This is a genomic window from Chryseobacterium panacisoli, from assembly GCF_008274625.1.
Classification (GTDB): domain Bacteria; phylum Bacteroidota; class Bacteroidia; order Flavobacteriales; family Weeksellaceae; genus Chryseobacterium; species Chryseobacterium panacisoli.
This window is the reverse complement of record NZ_VTRU01000002.1, coordinates 464,095-488,873: the sequence shown is the minus strand read 5'-3', so window position 1 is coordinate 488,873 and position 24,779 is coordinate 464,095. Positions and strand designations below refer to the sequence as shown.

Below are 24,779 nucleotides of genomic sequence, written 5' to 3'. Positions count from 1 at the left end.
CCACTCCTTTTAGGGTGGTTTTTTGCTACATTGTACTTCCTAAAAGGAGAATGATGTAGTAAATTTAAAATACGGTAAAAATCCCGATAATAACCGGGTTTTTACGGAGAACACTTTGCTTAAATATCTTTACTTTTGAAAAAAAAGATTAATGAAAAAGATTTTCAGTTTAATGATCCTGTGTATCAGTATTTTTACCTTAGCCCAGCAGGTAAAGGTGCCTTTTACCGGACACAGAAGCTTTGATATCATGAAAGGATACAGCGGCACCGGTACTCCTCACTATTATCTGGATATAAAAACAAACGGTGACGTTCATTTTGGATATATTCAGGTGAATCAGGCCGACGGAAAAGAAACCACAGAGGAAATCAATGCCGGAAAATATGCTCCTAATAAAGTAATGAAAGTAGTCTTCAAAGAATATGACGAAACATTTTTGGTGAAATTCGACAAAGACAAAATTTACCTTACCGATGAAAGGGGAAATATTCTACACCTTGATGGATGCTGTTCTTCCAGTGAGAGCATTGATCAGGAAACCTGTAAATGCGAAAGTGAACTTTACAAGTAGTAAAATAGTATATAAAGAGAGTCGCTCCATCAGGGCGGCTTTCTTGTTGTGAAAAGTGATCCCATAAAATTAATCACCGGATTTTACGGTTTACATTTTACTTAAATATCTTTATTTTTGAAAAAAAACATACAGCTACAATGAATTGTGGCTTCAAGAGTGATTTGTATCAATGAGACATTTTAAAATTTTATTTGTATTTCTTCTTTTTCTTGTTGCATCATGCGGCAGGAAAGAGAATCATCCTTACACATTTTATTACTGGAAAACCAACCTGAAGCTGGACCACGAAGAAAGGAAAACAGTAGATCAAGCAACTGTTCCTTACTTATACACCAGATTTTTTGATGTGGATAAAGTGAACGGAAAATTTCAGCCGGTAGCCATTATCACAAAAGACAAAAGTTTCCAAACAGATAAACAGATTGTTCCCACCGTTTTCATTACTAATCAGACTCTATTGGGCATTTCTGCAGAAGAGATCAGGTTTCTTGCGGAAAGCATCCATCTATTGATTCAAAAGAAAGCGGAAGAGTATCATCTGAAAACCAACAATGAAATTCAGATTGACTGCGACTGGACAGCCGGGACACGAAATGATTATTTTAAATTTCTGAAAGAACTCAAAAAAATCTCCGGAAAGGAAATCACATGCACGCTCCGTCTTCATCAGGTAAAAGATAAAAAGCAGACCGGAATTCCTCCTGTTGAAAAAGTGTATCTGATGTGCTACTCCACTTCATCACCACTGGAAAATTCTGACAAGAACTCGATTCTGGATATCAACATCCTAAAAAGCTATCTTTCAAAAATGGAAGACTACCCTATCAAAAAAATTGAAGTAGCACTTCCTATTTATTCATGGGGAATTGTCACCAATCATTTGGGCAGACACAAACTGATCAATGCTTTATCCAAAAGAAATCTTGAAAATTCAAATTTCAAAAAAATATCCGATCATGAAATTCAGGTTTTGAAAGATGGATTCTATTTTGGAAGTTATTTAAACAAAGGCTTCAAAATAAAGGTAGAGGAAATCTCAGAAGAACAGCTTGAAGAGGTGATCTCTTTTTTACAGAAAAAAATCCCACATTTTAATATTATTTATTATCAATTAGATAGTAAATTTGTGTTAGATCGAAAATTTTAAATCTCCCGGAGATTGAGGTACACTATTGCCAAGACCAAAACATAAACTATTAAGAAACTAAAAAAACTACAAACCCTATGAAAAAGTATATTCTTTCACTTGCGGTTGTATCACTTTTCTATACAAAATCTGACGCATGCGCATGGTCAGATCCTGATTATGATTACTTCAACCTTTTTACGCAAACCATCATCAAAGACAAGGCTTATCTTCCTTTTCTGCATAATTATTCCAGCAGATTTTATGGAGGTTACAATCCGGCATTGATTCCTGATGATAATATTGAAACATGGAAAAAATTCTTTAACAATCAGCTTAGCTATACCGAGACTCAGAATCTGGTGTATAAGATGAGTATGAACGACCTGAATGCCTTAAAGAACGGAAGTCCAACAAATCCTCTTCTACAAAAGCTAGGAACAGGATTTTACCAAAAATACAAGGAAGGTCTTGATTATTTGATTGAAGCTAAGTATCTGGAACCTTACATGAGCATCAATTATGTTGAAAATGAAAATTCATTTTATTACGACAGAGATGCCAACAGGAAAAATGCTACAGCTCTTGATTATAATAAAACCATTGCTGCTTTAACGTCTTTGTACAATGCGGCAAGAAACCCCGAGATCAAGCAACGTTACGGATACCAGCTGGTGCGTCTTAATCATTATACCAGAAACTATGATTCTGCAGTACAGGCTTTCAAAACCTATGTTGCCCCAATCAAATTAAAAGGAACAGTTTACTTCATGTCTCTGGACCAATTAGCAGGAGCACAGAGAGGATTGGAAATGAACAGTGATGCCAACTGGAATTTCTTTCAGGTATTCATGAACAGCAAAGACCGCAAGGAATCTGCATTTGTTTCTATGAAACTTTCTGATACGGCATCTTTCAGCAATATTATGAAAAGAGCCAATACCAATGAAGAAAAAAATATGGCATATTTCCTTTTAGGATATGAAGACTTCAACAATCCGATTCCTACCATGGAAAAGATGTATGAGATCAATCCTGATTCTGAGATCCTGAAGGTAATGGCCGCAAGAAGCATCAATGAACTGGAAAGAAGTTATCTGCCTACGTATTATTACACTTCAGACGCTGCCAATAATCCTTATGTACAAAGAGGAAAAGCGGATAATAATACTGCTACAAAAGATACTCAAGCCGCTACCACCACTGAAGTAAAGGAGGAGAAGCTTTCTTTCTGGCAAAAAATTGTAAGATTCTTTAAAAACCTGTTCGGAGGTTCAAAATCTAAAGAATCTGCTGACGGAAAGAAAACGGATCAAAGCGATGACGAATTGCTGGATAATCCAAACAGAATTCCATTCTATACTACTTCCGGCTACGGGTATGATGATAAAATGAAGGACTATCTTGACGACCTTCAAAAATTCACTGATAAAACAAAAGAAAAGTCTAAGGATGAATATTGGCAGATTGCAGATGCTTATCTTAAATTCCTGAAAAAAGATTATAAAGGAAGTACAGAAATTCTGGAAGATATTAAAACAACAAATCCTGAATATCTGGAAGAAATCAAACGAATGAAAGTTCTGAATGACATTGTTTCCCAGCCAAGGATTGACGCCGATTATGAAGATCATCTGATGAAAGAATATGCTGAGTATTTCGTGGAAAAAAAGGTAGAAAAAGACACAGCCACTACAGATAATTTCGATTATTATGGTGAAGTGCCATCTACTGCTGATTTCTTAAAGGATGTTATGGCAAACCGTTATTTTCTTCAGGGTGAAGACGGAAAATCATTCCTGATGAACAATAAGCTTTCAGATCTTCAGTACAACCCGAACTCCAGCCTCGTGAAAAGTGTGGAAGAATTTTACAGAAAGCCAAACAAAACCCAGTTTGAACAGCAGATTATTGCTAAAAACATGGATAGTGTAGGAAATGTAGACGCATTCTTCAGTACTATTTACGGTGACAGAGCCATGAGACTTGCCGATTTTGAAAAGGCTAAATCTTATTATGAAAAAGCAAAAAGCTTTGCCGGTATTCCAAGACAGAATTATGAATGGACTGAAAAGAATGGACAGACTATCACAGCTAAGCAATACACTTCTACTGAATATGATGGATTTAAAAATATATCAAATCTTGTATTCGGGCATAATGTTTGGGAAAGTTTCGGAAGTCCAGATGCGGAAAGTATGAAAGCTGAGAGCTATACCGATTTCCCTTTTATTACAACCAGCATGGATAAACTTGAGCTGGCTGATGTATTGATTCAGCTTAAAAAGATCGGAAACGGAACGGGTGAAAAAGCAGCAAAAGCCAACCAGCTTATCGGAAACCTATTGTATAATACCTCTATTTTAGGATACTATCGTCAACTGTTTGTAATGGATATTGACAACAGCAACGGAGGTAAATATGACTTCTGGAATACTGACAGAAAGAATCCTTACAAGTATTATTATAAAAACTTCCTGGACACTTCTTATATTGAACCTGATAATTTTGATCTATCTATCAGCTATTATCAAAAGGCACTTAAGCTTTCCAACAATAAAGAAGAAAAAGCAAGAATCTTATTCCAGATGGCAAGTGCTGAACAGGGTAAATATTATCAGTACGAAGCCAAGGCTCCAAAAGATTTTGATTATTCTGATCCGAAATGGTCTGAAAAAGAAGACGCCCGCCAAAAGGAAATGGACAATCTTAAAAATCAAAAATACAGAACCTATTTTGCTCAGTTGAAAGCACAGTATTCCGATACTGAAACAACGAAAAGCCTGATGGGAAGCTGTAGTTATTTCAGCTATTTTATGAAGTAACCAGTTTAATTAAATAAAAAAGGAATCAAATTGATTCCTTTTTTTGTTCTTTTTTCTGCATCCATTCTTCATGTTTCCTTTTGAAGAATTCGTATTTGTAATCCTGATTTCTCTGCGCTGCGTCAATGGAATGGGAAGTATGAATATCTGCATCTTTTTTAGCAAGCTCACCCAGTTTTTCATAATAGATATGAAGCTGGTCCAATTCTGCTTCCGTAAGATCTTCAATATCTACGATTCGATTGCTTGCTTTTTCGTGGGCAGCAATAATTTCATTAAGCTTGATTTGTATAGCTTTTGAATCTTTATTCTGGGCTTTCTGAATAAGGAATACCATCAGAAAGGTAATAATAGTGGTTCCCGTATTGATGACCAGCTGCCAGGTTTCTGAATAGTCAAAAAAAGGTCCGGAAACGGCCCACACTACTACAATAAGGAAAGCTCCCATAAAAGCGTATGGACTTCCTGTAAATTTTACAGCCCAGTTTGAAAATTTTTCAAAAAAAGAATTTCCCTTATGCCCCATAATGTTGTTTTAATAATAAATGTATAAAAAATTAATCTGAAAACGGAAAAATATGATGAATTTGAGGTATCTAAATATTTCAGACTGAATTTATTCTTATTTCATTTTTCGGAATCTGTGCCACCAGATCAGAAATCCGGTCACCGGCAGAGAGCAGCCGATAAAAGAAACAACAAAGTAAAGAATGATACTGGGCAGTCCCATGATCTCTCCTGTATGCAAGGGTTTTGCTAACGATGTAAACTGTTTGTTCAAAGGTTTGTCCGAAAACAGTTCTTTTGTCTTGAAAACTCCGGTTTTATCAAATGTCACTTCATCCGGAAACATCATTCCAAGGAAGTTTTGCCTGTTGGTTTTGATCACAACATACCGCGGATTTTCTTTATTGGGAAGCTCTATACTTGTAACAGCAGTATAAGGAAGATGGTGGTCTGCCAGCTTTAAAATCTTATCCACAGAAGCGGAAGTAATGTCTTTCAGGTTTTTCTTTTCGTCCTGTTTCTGAAGCATATCTTCCAGAAGTCCTCCGAACGCATCATCTCCACTGTCTTTTCCTTTTGAAATATTCTCTATTGACGTTCCTCCCAGACTTATGATAAGCATATTTTTCACCCAAGGATAAGTCACATATAATCCGGTAACGGCAATAAAGAAAAGCATCAGAAAAGTATAAAACCCCAGTGTATTGTGCAGATCATAATTGACCCTTTGAAATTTTGCTTTGATCATAACGGTGAGCCCTTGTTTCACAAACTTCAGTTTCTTTGGGAGCCAAAGAATAAATCCTGAAATCAGCAGCATGCAAAACATAAGAACTGAAGCTCCTACAATCTGTCTTCCTGCATTTCCCATCATCAGATTTCTATGAAGATCAAGAACAATTTCAAAGAATCTGCCGGAACCAACATCAGGCTGCCCAAGAGCTTCTCCTGTATACTGGTTATAGTAAGTACTTTTATCCAAATTATTTTCACGGTAACCGATTACATAGCTTTCCCCTTTATCATCGGGAATCATCAGAGAAGTAAGTTCTTTATTATGTTTTAATAATTCTGCCCGGATCAGGTCAGGGTTCATTGCTTTTCCAGAATCCGGGCTTATGTATACTTTATCCCTGTTGCTAAAATCAATAATCTGATTTTTGAATGCATAGAGACAGCCGGTAAGACACATAACAAAAACAATGGTACTTGATAAAAGTCCCAGCCAGAGATGGATGATCCACATCAGGTATTTTGTAACCGATTCGTTTTTTCTTCTTTTCCTGTAAAGGCTTTTAAGTAATACTCTCATTATTTAACAGCAAAAACATTAAGACAGTTGTACCGTCTTAATGTTTTAAATTAAAATTGATATGAATAAATTAAAAAAAGTTAATACAAATTCGGGAAAGGAAGCATGAAGCTTTTGATGGAAGTTATTTAGTCTAAAAGATTACTGACCAAACTTTAATCTACATTCACCAAATTGAATACGTTTTCTTAAAAGTAGTAAGAACTTTTAGCCCAATATCATATCCATCTCCTTCTTCCTGCTTCCAGCCCTCACTGGTATCAATGTCGTTTATTTTCTTCCTTTGAACTGAACTTCTTTTACGATTGTTTCAAACTTCGTATAGTGCTCAGGACTTAGTGCTTTCTGAATAGCAGCTTTTCTTTGGGCATCAAATTTCTCCCAGTATTCTTTAGCCAGATCGTTGTTCCCATGATATACATCGTGCGCATCATTGAATGCTTTTTCAAAGGCATCATTAGCAGCATTTACTACTTTGAACTCATCTTCAGAAAGCTGTGCTTCCGTTTTGATTCTTTCTAACAATACATTGTCATATCTTGGTCTTTTTCTGGAATTTTCATCTACAAACTTATTGAACTTTTCCATCTGAGGACCATCTAAAACGGTAGCCATTTCAATAGACTGCTGCGCTCTCAGTTCTTCATTTTTTATTCCTAAAGCTACGCGGTCCATATTACCACCCTGAGCTTTTGCTGCCTGAAAGTTCTGCTCCTGAAGCTGCTGATATTTTGCAGTAATCTCGTTAAAGCTCTTTTCCTGTTCAGGAGTAAGTTTCACTTCTGTTTTAAACTGGTTATAATCTATTCCTTTCTTTTTGTCTCCGGAACATGACACAGCCGCTGCACCAAGAGCCAATGCTAAGAATATAGTTTTGATATTTTTCATAATGTATGATTTTGTTGATTAGAATTTATAGTTTACCTGTACAGCAAAGTTTCTAGGCTGAATCTGATCGATGTACCCTCCTCTGAAATAAGAGCTATATCCTACACTATCAAAGATGTTATTAAAGAATACTCTTATTCCCATTCCATTTTTCAGTGTATATCCTGCCTGAGCATCTACTGTTGTATATTCCGGCATATCAAAAGGTTTGTCTCCAGGCTTCACGCTGTTAAGGTGACCTGCTGTAAATGTCTTTTGAGTCCATTCATCAACCGGTCTTTTTCCTACGTAATAAATTCCTGCTCCTACATCAAGTCCTGATAAAGTACCTTTATTGAATTTATAATTTAACCATCCGTTTGCAGTATGTTTAGGAGCGTTCATTGGTGCAGATCCGTTCATGTACGCTGGGCTGTCCTGATACTGAGCATCAAGATATGCCCATCCAGACATTACCTGTAGGTTTGGCAGAATTCGTCCGATCAATTCTACTTCCACTCCTTTTCTTCTAAGGTTTCCCGCAAGACCGTACATGGTTTGTTTGTCAATCACAACAGGGTTATAATTTTCGTCAAGAATAGTGAAAGAAAGGTGATCTGTTTTAATGTCAAATACAGTTACGTTAAATCTTAAACGTTCATTAAACCAATCTGATTTAATTCCAGCTTCCCATTGTTTAGTCATTGATGGACCTACTCTTCCACCGTCTAAAAGGAAATTATTAGAAGACCTTAAAGACGTTGTTGTAGTATATGATCCAAATACATTAACATTTGGAAGTGGTGAAACAATCAATCCAAAATTAGGATTCCATGTATCTACAGATTCATTGGCAGAACCATTGAGTCTGCTGTAACGAAGTCCCAAATGAGCTTTTACATATTTTCCGATCGTCATCACATCCTGAGCCATTGCTCCGATACTTGGCGTCAATACCGCGTTTGATCTTCCCAGATTTTTATAGATGACATTCACAGGAAGCTGATTGGGAATGCTTCCATTCACTACATCAACAATATCAAGTGGATTGGCAGCATAAGTTGTATTTCCGATTTTTGTGGCACGTGCAGTAATTAAATTTTCTGGTGCAATTGAATTTTTGTATGCTTCAAAGGTTGTAGAAGATGTTTCTGTTTCTCTCCAGTCAAAACCAACCTGAAATGTATGATTAATAAATCCTGTCTTTATTTTCTCTCCAATGAAGTCTAACTGTAATACTTTGTTAATATCTTCTCCCTGTGATTTTCCTATGGTACGCTGTCTGATATTATAGTTGGTTTCTCCAGCCGGCAATGACACAGATGAAGCCTCAGAATCTGTATTGCTTATGGAATTAACAAAAGCTGCTCTCACTTTTAATTTATCCGTAAGGTTACGTACGATTGTAGTCGCAAAGTTGAATGCCTCAGTTTTTGAATAATCAGATGTATATCCTAAAAATTTTCCTTTTGGCATATGATATAATGCTTCAACAGTTCCCGGTGCAAGGTTTATTGTTCCTCTGTCCGGTGTTCTTTTATCATGAAGATAATCCATTTCCACATTGATGTATGTTTTATCATCCGGACGGAAAGCGACGGATGGGTTTACATAAATTCTTTCTCCCTGTACATGGCTTCTGAATGAATTGTTATTCTGATAAGCTCCATTGAATCTCACCGCTACTTTTCCCTGAGAATCCAATACTCTCTGGAAATCAACTGTAGGTCTGTAAAAATCCCAGCTTCCGTAGCGAAATCCTACATTAGTCTGATCAATAAACTGTGGCCTTTTTGTTACAACATTGATCACACCTCCTGCAGATCCCAAACCATTACCTATTCCCTGACCAATAGCAGCTGATCCTTTGATAACCTGAATACTTTCTACTCCCTGCATATCAGTGATCATCCCTGCAGTACGGAAATCCGAATCCAGCTGAACTCCGTTTTTCAATACTGGAACTCCACGATACCCTCTGATAGACATACTTTCGTTTCCTCCGCCATAGCTTGAAAATAAGGTTACTCCCGGAACATTTTTGGCAACATCAGTGACTGTAAGTGCTCCTAATTCTTCAATTGCTTTATGGGAAATCACAGAAATACTTTGAATCTGATCTCTGGTTTTCAATGGCAATCTGGTAATTGCATCCAACCCTTGTGGTTGTTTCTTTTTTTCACCAAACAGTTCTACTTCTTCAATTTTCTTGTGTTTAACTGAATCATTTACTTTCTGCGCATTGGCCAGAACTCCACCCAACAACAGCAGAGAAAAGGATACTACTTTATTCATCTGATAATTTTTGGCAAAATTATTATTTTTATTAATTCTAAATAAATAAACAAGTGTGACATATGTCACCCTGAAAAGAAGTATTAATATCAGATCATTAATTCAACTTAAGGACTCTTTAAAATGCCTAAATAGATCTACTCTATCATTAAGAGTAATACCCCTAAGCCTTTATATGATTATAGAAAGTACAATCCAAAAAAATCAGATCTGCTGGTTTACAAATCTGATTTTCTTCTTTTGATCTCATGTATCGAAAATATGCACAAAAAAATCCGTCCCTAAAAAGGAACGGATTGTATAATCATTGCAAAGTATGCATTTATCACACTTTAATTTCAACGTCTACACCTGAAGGAAGTTCTAATTTCATTAGAGCATCAACAGTTTTAGAAGAAGAAGAGTAGATATCCATTAGTCTCTTGTGAGCTGATAATTGGAACTGCTCTCTTGCTTTTTTGTTTACGTGCGGAGATCTCAACACTGTGAAGATTCTCTTATTCGTTGGCAATGGAATTGGACCGTTTACAACAGCACCAGTAGCCTTTACCGTTTTTACGATTTTCTCAGCAGACTTGTCTACCAAGTTGTAATCGTAAGATTTTAGTTTTATTCTGATTCTTTGTGACATTTCTTTAATTTAAAAATTAACCTTTTGCTTTAGCTATGATTTCTTCAGCAACGTTTTGTGGAGTAGCTTGGTACTTCTCTAATTCCATAGAAGAAGTAGCTCTTCCTGATGAAAGTGTTCTTAGAGTAGTTACATATCCAAACATTTCAGAAAGTGGAACAGAACCTTTGATTACAACAGCACCGTTTTTCTCTTCCTGACCACTGATAGTACCTCTTCTTTTGTTAAGGTCACCAATGATGTTACCCATATATTCTTCTGGAGTTACAACTTCCAGTTTCATAATAGGCTCCATAATTACTGGCTTAGCAGCACGTCCCGCTTCTTTAAATCCTAATTTAGCAGCCATTTCAAACGAAAGAGCATCAGAATCCACTGCGTGGAAAGATCCATCCTTAAGAGTCACTTTAATACCTTCAACTTCGAAACCAGCCAAAGGACCGTTCTTCATTGCAGCTTTAAAGCCTTTTTCAATTGCAGGAACAAATTCTCTAGGAACGTTACCACCTTTGATCTCATTGATGAATTCTAAACCAACTTTACCTTCGTCTGCAGGTCCTAATTCAAATACGATATCAGCAAATTTACCTTTACCTCCAGATTGCTTTTTGTAAACTTCTCTGTGGCTGGCAACTTTTGTTAAGTTTTCTTTGTATTCTACCTGAGGTTGTCCTTGGTTTACTTCTACTTTGAATTCTCTCTTCATACGGTCAACAATGATATCCAAGTGAAGCTCACCCATACCAGAGATAATCGTTTGTCCAGAAGCTTCGTCAGTTCTAACCGTAAACGTAGGATCTTCTTCAGCCAATTTAGCTAAAGCGTTACCCATTTTATCCTGGTCAGCTTTAGTTTTAGGCTCAACAGCGATACCAATTACCGGATCAGGGAAAACCATCGATTCAAGAACGATTGGGTTTTTCTCGTCACACATCGTATCACCAGTTTTGATAGACTTAAATCCTACTGCTGCACCAATATCACCAGCTTCAATATATTCTACTGGGTTTTGCTTGTTAGCATGCATCTGATAGATTCTTGAGATTCTTTCTTTATCACCTGAACGAGTGTTCAAGATATAAGAACCTGCATCTAGTCTTCCTGAGTAAGCTCTGAAGAATGCTAGTCTTCCCACGAACGGGTCAGTAGCAATCTTAAATGCTAATGCAGAGAAAGGCTCATCTACAGATGGTTTTCTTGTGATTTCAGCGTCAGTTCTTGGATCAGTACCTTTGATATCATCTTTATCCAATGGAGAAGGCAAGTATTTACATACTGCATCCAACATAAACTGTACTCCTTTATTCTTGAATGAAGAACCACAAGTCATTGGGATAATAGATAAATCGATAGTAGCAGCTCTCAATGCAGCATTGATTTCTTCTTCTGTAATTGAATCCGGATCTTCGAAGAATTTCTCCATCAAAGTTTCGTCATATTCAGAAACAGCTTCTACTAGTTTCTCTCTATATTCAAGAACTTCATCTTTCATATCTTCAGGAATTGGCACTACTTCGAAAGTAGCTCCTTGTCCTGCTTCATCCCAGATGATCGCTCTGTTTTTAATTAAGTCAACTACACCTTTGAAGTCTTCTTCAGCACCGATTGGTAAAACGATTGGAACTGCGTTAGATCCTAGCATTTCTTTAACCTGGTTTACCACGTTAAGGAAGTCAGCACCTTGTCTGTCCATTTTGTTTACGAATCCCATTCTTGCAACTTTGTAGTTGTCAGCAAGTCTCCAGTTTGTTTCAGACTGAGGCTCTACTCCATCTACTGCAGAGAATAAGAATACCAATCCATCCAATACTCTTAAAGATCTGTTTACTTCTACAGTGAAGTCAACGTGTCCCGGTGTATCAATGATGTTGAAGTGGTAAGGCTTAGTTTCAGGTAAAGCTTTTCCTTGATCTGTTGGAAAGTTCCAAGAACAAGTGGTAGCTGCAGAAGTAATGGTAATACCTCTTTCTGCTTCCTGCTCCATCCAGTCCATTGTAGAAGCACCATCGTGAACTTCTCCAATTTTGTGGTTTACCCCTGTATAGAATAGAATCCTTTCTGTAGTGGTAGTCTTACCTGCATCAATGTGAGCAGCGATACCAATATTTCTTGTAAATTTAAGATCTCTTCCCATTTCAGATTAGAATTTGAAGTGTGAGAAAGCCTTGTTAGCTTCCGCCATTTTGTGAGTATCAGATTTCTTTTTGAAAGCAGCACCTTCTTCTCTTGAAGCAGCTACAACTTCGTTAGCTAATTTCAAAGCCATAGACTTATCATTTCTAGCTTTAGAATATTTGATTAACCATTTCATTGCCATAGAAATTTTTCTATCAGCTCTGATTGGCATAGGGATTTGGAAGTTAGCTCCACCTACTCTTCTAGAACGTACTTCTACGTGAGGCATTACATTTGTAAGTGCATCTTTCCAGATTTCAAGTGCAGTTTTTTCGTTATCTCCTTTTTTAGTTTCTACGATCTCTAATGCATCATAGAAAATTTTGAATGCAATTGACTTCTTACCGTCAAGCATTAAGTTGTTTACGAATCTCGTTACCAATTGATCATTAAATTTCGGATCTGGTAACAACGGTCTTTTTTTCGCTTTTGTCTTTCTCATTGCTTTTGTACCTTATTTAATGATTATTTTTTCTTTCCTTTTGCAGGAGCAGCAGCTGCTTGTCCTGGTTTAGGTCTCTTAGCTCCGTACTTAGATCTTCTCTGAGTTCTTCCATTTACACCAGCTGTGTCTAATGCACCTCTTACGATGTGGTAACGTACTCCCGGTAGGTCTTTCACCCTTCCGCCTCTAACCAATACTATCGAGTGCTCCTGTAGATTATGTCCTTCGCCCGGGATATAGGCATTCACTTCTTTACCGTTAGAAAGTCTTACCCTTGCAACTTTTCTAAGTGCAGAGTTAGGTTTCTTAGGTGTAGTTGTATATACTCTCGTACATACACCACGTCTTTGTGGACAAGAATCAAGGGCAGCCGATTTGCTCTTCTTGGCAAGCGTGGCTCTTCCTTTTCTTACTAATTGTTGAATAGTAGGCATTTAATTGCTTTTTATTTTAGGGTGCAAAAATAGTAATATTTTTTTAATCTGCAAACACTTATATAAAAATTAAAATCAAATACTTACATCCGAAATCGTACATGTTTCTATATGACAATCAAAGAAGCATAATATACATGCGGAAAAGGAACAGAAAAACAGAAATTTATCCGCTGAAAAAATGAGTATTAAATAATTATGAAATTTACATTCTAAAAGATGACCGCGTAATTCTTCATTTTGAAAGCAAGTCTGAAGATCTCATCTGATACATCCAAACTATTTTAAAAAACTTTCGTATAGTTATCATCTATTAATAATCAAGGGAGTTCGGCACGATATTTCGTAAATTTGGGTATACAAAATGATAAACACATCTGTCACCTTAATGGAACTCTACAGTATCTCAACTGAATCCGGTGATGGTATCTAATCTTAAAAAAATAAATATATACATATGAAAAATGCTAGTATTATTGGCCTTAAAGAAGCCGATTGCAAAAAAATCTCAGAAAAATTAAATGTACTTTTAGCTAACTATTCTGTATTTTATCAGAATACAAGAGGTTCTCACTGGAATATCAAAGGAGAACAGTTCTTCACCCTTCATCCAAAGTTTGAGGAATTATATAACAGTCTTGTTTTAAAGATTGATGAAATTGCAGAAAGAATTCTTACGCTGGGAGCTACTCCTGCACACAACTATTCAGATTATTTAAAGGTAGCAACCATTAAAGAAAGCAAAGAAGTTACTGACGGCACCAAAAGTGTTGAGCAGATTTTAAATTCTTTCAAAGTAGTCATTGATCTGCAGAGAGAACTTTTAGATATTACGGATGAAGCAGGAGATGAAGGTACCAATTCGCAAATGAGCGATTATATTACCGAACAGGAGAAAGAAGTTTGGATGTACAATTCTTATCTTGGAAAATAACTCCATCATAAGCATGGAAATAATTCAAAAAAATCGCCTTACATTTAGGCGATTTTATTTTTTATATTTATATTTGCGTTAAAATTACACATATCATGAACGACGTAAGACTGAACTCTATCCTAGATAATGACTTTTATAAAATAACCATGCAGAATGCAGTGGTAAAGCTATTCCCTAGTTCTATTGTAAAATATGAATTTATCAACAGAGGGAAACACCACTTTCCGGAAGGATTTGATGTTGCGTTAAGGGAAGCCGTTAATAAAATGGCTGAACTTAAACTTACGAAAGACGAGAAAAAGTTCATGGCAAGAACATGTCCTTATATTGATCTTCCTTATCTGGATTTCCTGGAAGGATACCATTATGATCCTTCTGAAGTGAAAATACATCAGGAAGGAGGTGATCTTTCCGTTGTTGTAGAAGGACTTTGGTACAGAACAATTCTCTGGGAAGTTCCTTTATTGGCCTTGATCAGTGAGCTGCATTATGAAATGAACCATATGGAAAGAGACTCCAATGAAGTGGTGATGAGCAAAACGATAGAAAAAGCAGACTCATTAGGCAGACTTGGAGTAACCTTTGCCGAATTTGGAACAAGAAGAAGACATTCTTATAAGGTACAGAACCTGGTGATGGAAGCATTGACTCAAAAAAGAGAATCAACTTTTATTGGAAGTTCAAATGTTCATTTTGCTATGAAGTATGGTGTAAAACCTATCGGAACGCATGCCCATGAATGGTTTATGTTCCATGCTGCCGAATATGGGTTCAAAATGGCCAATGAAATGGCACTGGAACATTGGGTAGATGTATACAGAGGTGATCTTGGAGTTGCCTTATCTGATACTTATACTACAGATGTTTTCTTCCAGCAGTTTGACAAAAAATTTGCGAAGCTTTTCGATGGTGTACGTCACGACAGCGGGGATGCTTTAGAATTTGCAGACAAAACTATTGCCCATTATCAAAGAAATGGCATCAATCCTATGTTTAAATATATTATTTTTTCAGATGCGCTAAATCTTGAAAAAGTAGAGGAAATCACCAATTACTGCAGAGGAAAAATTGGCATTTCATTCGGAATTGGAACCAACCTTACCAATGATGTCGGATTGAAGCCAATGAACATCGTAATGAAACTTATTGGTGTACAGGCTCCTAATAAAGAATGGATTCCAACGGTAAAACTTTCAGATGAACATGGTAAATACACAGGAGATCCTAAGATGATTGAACTGGCTAAAGAGTTTTTAAGAATAAAGGATTAATATTACTTCATCAGAACAATTAAATATAACCTCGTAACCATCGAGGTTTTTTTGTATCATATCATTTTTGAAATTCAGCTCTCCGAAATCTTTAAGGTTTTATTATATTTATCAAAATAAAAAAAGATGAAATCAAGAATATTACTAACCGCATGTCTCCTCATATCAGCATTATCCTTTGCACAGGAAAAGAAAGTAGAAAAACCTAAGTACAATCAGGAATTGGCCACATCACTGGGAGCTGACAAATATGGGATGAAACCTTATACAATTGTCATGCTAACAACAGGCTCTGCCAAGATTGAAGACAAAGCCAAAATGAGTGAATTGATGAAAGGTCATATGGCCAATATCGGGAAACTGGCCGATGAGGGTAAAATTGTTGTTGCCGGACCTTTCCTTGAAAAGAATAAAGAAAACTACCGTGGTATGTTTATTTTCAATACCAAGTCTAAGGAAGAAGCTGAACAATGGGTAAAAACAGATCCCGCTGTACAAGCCGGAGTCTTTAGTTATGAAATTTTTCCTTGGTATGGTTCAGCAGCACTGCCTTTGTATCTTAAACACCACGATGAAATCTCAAAAGAAAATCCTTAATCAATATAAAGCACAAATTTTATTTGTGCTTTTATCTTTATTATTAATAATAAGCTGTGGAAAACAGAAAACCCTTTTTGAATTTAGTACCGAGAAGGTTGACAGGGATATTGTTGATGACATCAAAAAAATAAAAGTGTTACCTCATCCCGGATTACTTTATAATGATACAAAATATGAAGTATGGAAAACCTGTTCCGGAGAATGGGGAGGAACTGTTTATTTTAAAAATAAGAAATCGGGAAAAATATATTATGCAGAAGCAACTTGTCCTGTTTCTGTCAATAAAATTAATAATAAGTATTATATATCCAATTCTTTGTCACATCTTTTTGGAAGTTCAGATATTCTAGAAATTACTGATCCTGAAAAAATGAGCCAGACTACTATAATACCTCTTTATCACCCTGGTATTATTACAAGGGAATACGAATCTCATTCCTCAAAGGGAGCAAAAAAACTGATAGATACTGCTGGAGCCGTTATCATGTCAAGCTTTGTATATAAACAAAAGCTATATTCAATTCTATTAAATTACAGCAATACTAAAGCTACAATTTCAGAACTTCGGGACAACAAATTCTATACAATAAAGGAAATGGATAAAGATTTTTTTTCTGAACATCCATTAATTATAAAGGAATCAGAAACTTATCAGAAAATTTATCTCCAGCAGCCCAAGCCAGGAATTATTGAAATTAAAGAAAATAAAATCAAGTTTATTTCTTATACAAAAAGTAAAAAATAAATAAGGTGAGCTTCTGACTCACATTTTTATTATCTTTAAATAAACAAAATCAACCATGAAAATAAGACTATTTGTATTGCTGTTTTTAGCATCAACAAAACTGCTCTTCGGACAAACTGTTCCCAAAGAATACACTGAAAAAGTAAAAACGGCTGAATCACTTTACCAGGCCAAGGATTTCAAAAACTCTGCCAGCAACTATTCAGAAGCATTTAAATCTAATGGCTGGAAAGCGTCTGTAAATGACAGGTACAACGCAGCATGCTCTTGGGCAATGGCATCAGGGCCCGACAGTGCATTTTCCCAGCTTGAAAGGATTGCAGTAAAATTCAGTAATTATAACCATATAACAACAGATACAGATCTTAGCTCTTTACATAATGATAAACGATGGAAGCCTCTCATCGGAAAAATCAAACAGAATCAGGAGAAAGCAGAAGCAAATTTGAACAAACCCTTGGTCGCAAAGCTTGGTACCATTTATAATGAAGATCAAAAGTACAGACAACAAATCGCTGATATTGAAAAAAAATACGGTGGAAACTCAAAAGAAATGAATGATCACTGGCAGCTTATCAATAAAAAAGATTCACTAAATCTTATTGAAGTAAAAGCCATTCTTGATAAATATGGCTGGCTGGGTCCTGATGTTGTGGGCGGACAGGGAAGCGTTACATTATTTCTTGTTATCCAACATGCAGATCAGGCAACACAGGAAAAATATTTACCCATGATGAGAGATGCTGTAAAAAATGGTAAAGCACAAAGCAGCAGTCTGGCCCTTCTCGAGGACAGGGTGGCCCTGAGACAAGGTAAAAGACAAATTTACGGCAGTCAGATCGGACGTGATCCTGAAACACAGATATATTATGTATCCCCGCTAGAAGATCCTGAAAATGTAGATAAAAGACGTGCAGACGTTGGCCTTCCCCCATTGGCAGAGTATGTAAAAAATTGGCAAATGAAATGGGATGCTGAACAATATAAAAAAGACTTGCCTGAACTGGAGGCAAAAATAAAGCACAAATAAACAGAAAGCGCTTCAAGATACTATTCATAGTCAGATCTCAAATCCAACTGACATTCTTCTATTTTAAACTTATTTGGCATTGTAACAAAATCCAACCTTCATTTTAATATTTATCATAAATAATTCAATTATCATAGAATAATTTACTACTTTAGTTTAATATTTTCAAACCTACTTATTTAATTATAAGAGTGTTAAGAATAAATTAATTTACTAAACAAAAAAAATTAAACCATGAAAAAGAACTTAACAAAACTTTCAAGAACAGATTTGAAAGATGTCCTTGGAGGAACTTTGTATCCGGCAGAATGTCCCGGAGGATGCCACGGTGAAGGCATGATCAGATGTCCTGACGGCACCACCACGATGACGAATTTTATATGCATGGGAGGAACCTGTCAACCGGCAGCAATGTGCAAACCACTGGTTCTTGAACCTTTTCCGGATCCGATTATAATCACTCCATAATCTGAATGAACAATACATACAGTGAGCTTTCCAGCTCACTTTTTTATTATCTTTAAATAAACAAAAACCACCATGAAAACCATTGAAGAAGTTCTTAAAAAACTGGATGAAATCATCATCTGGTGTAAAGAAAATCAAAGTCCGGCAGGTTATTTTGCCTGTACATACAGGATCATGACCGCGCAGGTTCTGAAAGGGATCCAACAGAAAAAGTTTGAAGATAATCCCAGAATGACTTTGCTTGATCTCGCTTTTGCACAGAGATATCTTCAGGCATGGGAAAGCTACAGCAAAGGAGAAAAATGTACCAATTCCTGGTATATTGCCTTTGAAGCAGCTAAAAATAAAAACCTGTTGATATTACAACATATCTTCCTTGGGATGAACGCTCACATTAATCTGGATCTTGGTATTTCCGCAGCAGCTGTCATGCCTTACCGGAAAATAAATCCTTTGAAAAAAGATTTTGAAACCATTAATAACGTCATTGCTTCCATTAATCAGAACGTTCAGGACTCTCTGAACAAAATCTGTTATCCGGTAGATCTTGTTGACCAACTCTCTAACGGAAAGGATAATGCCGTACTTGATTTTGCTATTTCGAAAGCAAGAGATACTTCCTGGGCGACGGCAGTCATAGCATCCAATACTCCGAATTTCTTAAGAGAATCTGTGATCGGCATAGTAGATTATGCGGCTGCAAAAGTTGCTACCCAAATACTAAATCCGAAGATCCTTACTCCTGCTCTTTTAAAAGAACTTAAAAAATGTGAAAGCAGTGATGTGGTGAAGAATATTGAAATTTTAGAATCTACAAAAAACTCCTAACAAAAAAGGCCGGGATCTTCCTCACGGATCCCGGCCTCATAATGAACAAAATAAAAGAAACTATATTGCTTCCTTATGCTTTCTACGATAGGCATAATGGAAAATGATAGGTAGTATTGTAAATGACAGTAGCATACAGACGATCAGCCCGCCTACAATCATAATGGCTAAAGGTTTCTGAATTTCGGAACCCATTCCGTTTGACATTGCTGCCGGAAGAAGTCCCATAGATCCCATCAGGGCGATCATCACTACCGGGCGGATTCTACTCTTCACTCCTTCTTCAATGGATTCTTTGAGGGACATTCTGTTTTGGAGATTTTCTTTCATAACTCCTATCAAGACGATACCGTCTATGGTTGCAACACCAAAAAGGATAATGAACCCGATTCCGGCTGAGATTCCGAAGATGGTTCCCGTAAACCAAAGGGATAAAAATCCTCCGATAAATGCAAATGCCAGTGTGATGGAAGAAATCAGCGTGTCTTTTATATTTCCGAAATTGAAATATAAAAGCATAAGAATAAGAACTAAGGAAATCGGCACTACCATTGCCAGCTGTTTTGCAGCTCTTTCTTTGCTTTCAAATTCTCCGGCCCAGGTCATTTTATGATTTTTCGGAAGCTTTACTTCTTTTTCTACTTTAGCTTTGGCTTCTTTAATGGTACTTCCCAGGTCACGACCTTCAATATTGAATCCAACTCCGATATATCTGCTGTTTCCTTCACGATAAATAAATGACGGTCCGGTGTGATAATCAATAGTGGCAATTTCTTTCAACGGCACTTTCTTATTATCCTGAGTCGGGATGAGAATGTTTCCCATCTTTTCAGGAGTATCCCTGTAATCTTTTTCAAACCTAAGCATTACGTCAAACATTCTTTCTTCTTCATAAAATTTGGTAGCAGCCTGCCCTCCGATTGTCATTTCGATAACAGCCTGTGCATCCGCTGTGGAGACTCCATATTTTGCCATTTTGGAATCATGAAGCTGTATTCTCAATTCCGGAAGTCCGATATTTTTAAAAACATTTACGTCTGATATTCCCGGAACAGTTCTTATGGAATTAGCAACTTTATTGGCATAATTCTCAAGTTCGAAAAGATCATTTCCAAAAATCTTAATGACCAGCGGAGCTTTTACTCCTGCCACATATTCTTCCACATTATCCTGTATGGGCTGACTGAATCCGAAGTTGATTCCCGGATATTTTTCAAGGGAAACCCTCATTTCTTCAAGGAGCTCTTCTTTGGATACTTTTTTCTTCCATTCATTTTCCGGTTTCAGCTGAATATTAAATTCGATATTAAAGAAACCTGTGGGATCTGTTCCGTCATTCGGACGGCCTGTCTGGGTCATGACAAATTTTACTTCATCGTATTTCATGAGAATCTCTTTCATCTCTTTGGTCAATCGTACAGATTCATCCAGATTGACACTGTTGGGAAGGGTTGCTCTTACATAGATTGCACCTTCATTCAGTTTGGGCAAAAATTCAGATCCATAATTGGAGAATCTCCATCCACAAATGGTAAGTAAAGCAACAAAACCAATAATAAATCCTTTTTTGTGACGGTCGCTGAATTCGTAAATTCTATAGATATTCACTCTGAAGAATCTGGAGATAAAGTTTTCTTTCTCTTCAATGTTTTTAGTCAATAAAAGTTTACACATTGCCGGAACGTAGGTCAAACTTAAGATCAATGATCCCAATAATGCATATCCCAGCGTAAATGCTAATGGGGAGAACATTTTTCCTTCTACTTTCTGGAAAGAGAAAATCGGCATCAGGGCAACGATAAGAATCAACAGGGCGAAGAAAATATAACTTGCTACACTTCCAGCACTTTTCTTAATAATCCCTAGTTTTGAAATTTTGTTAAATCTCCGCACGCCTATCTTTTTCGCTTTAAGCTCGAGAGCAACAAAGACGTGTTCTACAATCACCAGTGTTCCTTCCAGAAGCAATCCGAAATCCAGAGCTCCCATAGAAATCAGGTTGGCCGGCAATCCCTGTATTTTAAGCATAATAATAGCAAACAGGAAAGCCAAAGGAATTACAGATGCTACAATGAAAGTTGTTCTCCAGTTGTAAAGGAAAATAAATACAATAATAGAAACCAGGATTACTCCTTCAATAAGGTTTTTGGAAACGGTATGTACGGTAGTATTTACAAGCTCCGTACGGTCTATGATCGGAACAATCTGCACATCACCGGGAAGTTCACCTCCGTTCAGTTCTTCTATCCTGTCTTTCAGCCTTGCAATCACTTCACTTGGGTTTTCGCCACGAAGCATGATGACAATTCCTTCTACGACATCATTATCTTTGTTGTATCCTACCTGCCCCAACCTCGGTTTTGCTGAAATTTTTACTTCAGCCACGTGTTTCACCAAAATTGGCGTAGATCCTTTTACTTCGATCTGAATATTCTCAATATCTTCTTTTTTCTCCAAAAGACCAATCCCCCGCACTACATAAGCCTGGTCTCCTTTTGCCACTACATCTCCTCCTACATTGATATTACTTTTGGAAACCGCTTCATACACATCCAAGGGGGAAAGGTCATAATTGTGTAATTCCGTAGGATTAATTTTTATTTCATATGTTTTCTCTTCTCCGCCAAAGCTCACTACATCAGCCACACCTGGAACTGCCAGCAATTCTCTTTCTACCACCCAATCCTGAATGGCTGTTACTTCTTTGATCGGAAGTTTACTCTTGATAATATATCTGTAAATTTCGCCTGTAGCACCGGAGGGAGGTTCAATACTGTACTCTGCTCCAGCGGGAAGCTCTACATTTCCGAGTTTATTGGAAGCATACTGCTGAGCATAAAAATCATCGACATGATCATCAAAGATAACCGTCACCACAGACAATCCGAATAAAGAAATAGAACGCACCGAAGTTTTGTTCGGGATCGCATTCATTTCTTTGGAAATAGGTAATGTGACAAATTTTTCGATCTCTTCAGCACTTCTTCCCGGCCACTGGGTAATAACTCTTACTCTGGTATTGGTAACATCCGGAAATGCTTCAATAGGAGTATGCATATAGGAATAGATTCCTCCGGCCAGCAAAAGAAAAGTTCCCAAAAGAACAATCAATGAGTTTTTTAAAGAGAAGGAAACAATATTCTGTACAAATTTTCGCATTACTTCGTGGAATTATTTAATTGGTTTTTCAGGTTTTCATAAATCAGCAGCCCATTGGAAGCGATGACATTTTCACCTGGCTTTAAATTACCTTCTACATAGATATACCGGCTATTGGAAGCAATCTCCGTTACCGGTCTTATCTCAAGCTCACAGTCTTTTTTATAAACCACTACATAGCTTTGGTTGTTATCAAAGATTAAAGCTTTCGCAGGAATAGCCAGTGCACTTTTGTTTTGTGAATTAATGGGCAATACAACATCGGCAGACATTCCCGGTCTTAGTTTCATTCCATTATTATCCATAATGATTTTGGCTTTGAGCACTCTTTCATTTTCGTTGAAAACCTGTGAAATGGTATTTATTTTTCCTGAAAAGCTGTCGTCCGGATAAGCAAGAGTCTTTACCACTACCGGCTGATCTACATAGACATGTCTCATATTGGTAGCATATACATTGGCCATTACCCAGACTTTATCCAGATTGGAAATGGTAAACAGCTGATCTCCTCCAGCAGTAACAGGCATTCCTTTGGAAATATTCTTTGAAATAACATATCCGTCTGCAGGAGCTTTAATCTGAATGGTATTTCCGCCCGCGGAATAAAGCTGCATGTTTTTCTGTGTCTTGGAAATATTAGATTGTAAGATGGCAACTTCGGAACGGGCTTCCTGCAAATCTTTCTGAGAGGCAATATCATCTTTGTACATCGCTTCTACAGAAGACAGCTTTCTTTTTGCGACTGCCAGCTGAGCCTGTAAAGTTTGGGTATCATCCTGCATTTCATTGACAGCGGTGCTTTTTACACTGGCCAGACTTTGCCCTTTTTTCACATAATCGCCAAGAGAAAAATAGGTATCTATCACCACTCCGTCCACAAGGCTTACAAAAGGAACCGTTTTATCCGAGTTACTTTCTACCTCTCCGGTGAGGGTAATGCTTTCTTCTATGGGAAGCATTTCGGCTTTTACAAGTTTGATATCTTTTTTCAGCTCTTTACTGATGCAGTAGCTTTTTTCAGCTTCTTTATTTTCTTTTTCTCCGGTACATCCTGTAAAAATCACTAAGGCAGACAGGGAGATGGCAGCAATGTATTTAGTAGTATTCTTGTTCATATCTTATAAATCTTGTCCTACAACATACTGCAGGTTTTCGTAGTATTGATTAAGTTCTTTTTTAGTATCCAGGATGATCATTTTATTTCCGATGTAGGTGTCCAGAAAATCCATATATTCCAGCATGCTGATATTTCTTAATCTGAAGTTTTTTTCGTGGCTTATCAGCAAACTGTCCAGTGTGGATTCATAATTGCCGTCTATTTCTTCTGAAACCTGTTGTGTACGGATATAGTTTCTGAAAACAGAGATAATTTCGTTCTCGGATTTCAGCATATTTTTTCGGGTTTCAAGTTTGCTTTTCTCAATTTCAAGCTTAGCATCCTGGATATTTCCTTTGTTGCGGTCGAAAATGGGAAGATCCATAGAAACACCCAGCCCTATAAAATCCTTCATGATATTTCCTCCACGGTCATATCCTATAGAAACTGCAACATCTGGAGTTTTCATGGCATTTTGAATTTCGAGGTTCTTGGCGGCGTGTTTCTCTTTATTTTTAGTGATCATGATATCGGGGCGGTTTTCTTTTGCCTTTTCTATCCACTGGGTCACTTCCAGCTCTGAAAGCTGTTTTTCCGGCATCACAAATGAATCTGATATTACCAGATAAGATTGGGATGGCAGCATTAATAAAGCCTTAAGCTCAACCTGCTGATCTTCGATTTCCTGTTTTAAGGAAACCAGTTTCTTTTTGAATTCAATTTCCTGTGCTTTTAACCGGACATATTCAGCCTTGCTGATATTGCCAAGATTTAATTGGTTATTATAGGATTTTGTTAATTTTTCAATGGAAGCAATCTGCCCCTGATAGATTTTCTGCTGTTCCTGATTGTAAAGGATCTCAGTAATAGTATTTCTGAGTGTCTTTTTAAGCTCACGCAAAACTTCCTGCAGCTCGTACTTCTCTCCTTCCACTTCTATTTTCTGCAGTTCGATATTTTTCCGTCTTTTACCGGCAGTCTGAATCACCTGCTCTATCTCAGCAGAAATCTGAGTATTTTTTCCCCAGTTTCCGATAAGCGCAGGCTGCTCTTCAATATCATAGGTTCTCCACAGATTAACTTCACTGATGCTTAATTTGGGATTGGGCCAGTATTTAGCCTGGACAGCTCTTGCTTCAGCCTGTGAAATTTCAAGCTTCTGTGCAATGAGGTCTAGGTTTTTAGCCAGAAAAATAGTTTCAGCTTCCTTTCTTCCGATTTTCAGAGTATCTGAAATCTGTGCTGAAAAGAAACTGAAACAATGAATATAAAATAGTGTAAAAAATAGCTTCTTCAAGGGTCTCTTATTTAAGACCACAAAGCTATTTGTCTAATATTAGAGGGAATTTTAAACAAAATTAAAATTCGGTTAGTTCAACATTAGAGTTTGATTAGAATGTCTTTTATTTCTGGGTAATTGTTTGATTCGGTATGTTTTGGCTAAAGCCAGA

21 protein-coding genes are annotated in these 24,779 nt (G+C 36.9%); 10 read left to right on the top strand and 11 right to left on the bottom strand.

All coding sequences use genetic code 11. From position 1 onward, the window contains the following. Positions 1-151: 151 nt before the first annotated feature. The 3 genes from FW781_RS12650 (at position 152) to FW781_RS12640 (ending at position 4,528) form a co-directional block, all read left to right on the top strand. On the top strand, positions 152-574 hold the full coding sequence (locus FW781_RS12650; protein WP_149387756.1) for a hypothetical protein: 423 nt from the start codon (positions 152-154) through the stop codon (positions 572-574). A gap of 172 nt (positions 575-746) precedes the next feature. Further along, complete coding sequence (locus FW781_RS12645; RefSeq protein WP_149387755.1) at positions 747-1,724, top strand: hypothetical protein; 978 nt, start codon at positions 747-749, stop codon at positions 1,722-1,724. Between the two features lie 77 nt (positions 1,725-1,801). After that, positions 1,802-4,528, top strand: coding sequence for a hypothetical protein (locus tag FW781_RS12640; protein WP_149387754.1), 2,727 nt, complete (start codon positions 1,802-1,804; stop codon positions 4,526-4,528). A 25-nt stretch (positions 4,529-4,553) separates the two neighbouring features. Here FW781_RS12640 and FW781_RS12635 read toward each other — a convergent pair whose 3' ends face one another. The 8 genes from FW781_RS12635 to rpsL form a co-directional block, all read right to left on the bottom strand. Then, entirely contained in the window at positions 4,554-5,054 is a 501-nt protein-coding gene (locus FW781_RS12635; protein ID WP_149387753.1) for a low affinity iron permease family protein, read from the bottom strand. A gap of 96 nt (positions 5,055-5,150) precedes the next feature. Further along, on the bottom strand, positions 5,151-6,347 hold the full coding sequence (locus tag FW781_RS12630; protein WP_149387752.1) for a PepSY-associated TM helix domain-containing protein: 1,197 nt from the start codon (positions 6,345-6,347) through the stop codon (positions 5,151-5,153). Between the two features lie 270 nt (positions 6,348-6,617). Then, entirely contained in the window at positions 6,618-7,235 is a 618-nt protein-coding gene (locus FW781_RS12625; RefSeq protein WP_149387751.1) for a hypothetical protein, read from the bottom strand. A gap of 18 nt (positions 7,236-7,253) precedes the next feature. Beyond that, positions 7,254-9,509 carry a TonB-dependent siderophore receptor gene (locus FW781_RS12620; RefSeq protein ID WP_149387750.1) on the bottom strand — a complete coding sequence of 752 codons (2,256 nt, stop codon included), beginning with the start codon at positions 9,507-9,509 and terminating at the stop codon, positions 7,254-7,256. 325 nt (positions 9,510-9,834) lie between these two features. Next, positions 9,835-10,140 (bottom strand): 30S ribosomal protein S10, encoded by a 306-nt coding sequence (gene rpsJ / locus FW781_RS12615; RefSeq protein ID WP_002661363.1) that lies wholly within the window; start codon positions 10,138-10,140, stop codon positions 9,835-9,837. Positions 10,141-10,156: 16 nt separating this feature from the next. Beyond that, on the bottom strand, positions 10,157-12,274 hold the full coding sequence (gene fusA / locus FW781_RS12610) for an elongation factor G (protein WP_149387749.1): 2,118 nt from the start codon (positions 12,272-12,274) through the stop codon (positions 10,157-10,159). A 6-nt stretch (positions 12,275-12,280) separates the two neighbouring features. Continuing rightward, positions 12,281-12,757 (bottom strand): 30S ribosomal protein S7, encoded by a 477-nt coding sequence (rpsG, locus tag FW781_RS12605; protein ID WP_034694654.1) that lies wholly within the window; start codon positions 12,755-12,757, stop codon positions 12,281-12,283. A 23-nt stretch (positions 12,758-12,780) separates the two neighbouring features. Continuing rightward, positions 12,781-13,194, bottom strand: a complete 414-nt coding sequence (rpsL, locus tag FW781_RS12600) for a 30S ribosomal protein S12 (RefSeq protein ID WP_002983146.1) — start codon at positions 13,192-13,194, stop codon at positions 12,781-12,783. Positions 13,195-13,651: 457 nt separating this feature from the next. Here rpsL and FW781_RS12595 point away from each other — a divergent pair, with 457 nt between their 5' ends. The 7 genes from FW781_RS12595 (at position 13,652) to FW781_RS12565 (ending at position 19,073) form a co-directional block, all read left to right on the top strand. Continuing rightward, entirely contained in the window at positions 13,652-14,128 is a 477-nt protein-coding gene (locus tag FW781_RS12595; protein ID WP_110366432.1) for a Dps family protein, read from the top strand. A 95-nt stretch (positions 14,129-14,223) separates the two neighbouring features. After that, positions 14,224-15,402 (top strand): nicotinate phosphoribosyltransferase, encoded by a 1,179-nt coding sequence (pncB, locus tag FW781_RS12590; RefSeq protein ID WP_077413579.1) that lies wholly within the window; start codon positions 14,224-14,226, stop codon positions 15,400-15,402. Between the two features lie 126 nt (positions 15,403-15,528). Further along, entirely contained in the window at positions 15,529-15,999 is a 471-nt protein-coding gene (locus FW781_RS12585) for a YciI family protein (protein ID WP_149387748.1), read from the top strand. Further along, entirely contained in the window at positions 15,974-16,747 is a 774-nt protein-coding gene (locus FW781_RS12580; RefSeq protein WP_149387747.1) for a hypothetical protein, read from the top strand. The genes FW781_RS12585 and FW781_RS12580 overlap by 26 nt, the downstream gene beginning before the upstream one ends. A gap of 55 nt (positions 16,748-16,802) precedes the next feature. Further along, a complete protein-coding gene (locus FW781_RS12575; RefSeq protein WP_149387746.1) occupies positions 16,803-17,777 on the top strand; it encodes a DUF6624 domain-containing protein in 975 nt (324 codons plus the stop codon). 234 nt (positions 17,778-18,011) lie between these two features. Further along, a complete protein-coding gene (locus FW781_RS12570; RefSeq protein WP_149387745.1) occupies positions 18,012-18,245 on the top strand; it encodes a bacteriocin-like protein in 234 nt (77 codons plus the stop codon). Between the two features lie 72 nt (positions 18,246-18,317). Then, on the top strand, positions 18,318-19,073 hold the full coding sequence (locus FW781_RS12565) for a DUF5995 family protein (protein WP_149387744.1): 756 nt from the start codon (positions 18,318-18,320) through the stop codon (positions 19,071-19,073). Between the two features lie 60 nt (positions 19,074-19,133). Here the strand turns inward: FW781_RS12565 and FW781_RS12560 are convergent, their stop codons facing one another. From FW781_RS12560 to FW781_RS12550, 3 genes are read right to left on the bottom strand one after another with little or no spacing between them, the layout of a single operon-like run. Further along, positions 19,134-22,232, bottom strand: coding sequence for an efflux RND transporter permease subunit (locus FW781_RS12560; RefSeq protein ID WP_149387743.1), 3,099 nt, complete (start codon positions 22,230-22,232; stop codon positions 19,134-19,136). Further along, a complete protein-coding gene (locus tag FW781_RS12555) occupies positions 22,232-23,347 on the bottom strand; it encodes an efflux RND transporter periplasmic adaptor subunit (protein WP_149387742.1) in 1,116 nt (371 codons plus the stop codon). The genes FW781_RS12560 and FW781_RS12555 overlap by 1 nt, the downstream gene beginning before the upstream one ends. 3 nt (positions 23,348-23,350) lie before the next feature. Then, complete coding sequence (locus tag FW781_RS12550) at positions 23,351-24,625, bottom strand: TolC family protein (protein WP_228720194.1); 1,275 nt, start codon at positions 24,623-24,625, stop codon at positions 23,351-23,353. Positions 24,626-24,779 lie beyond the last annotated feature (154 nt).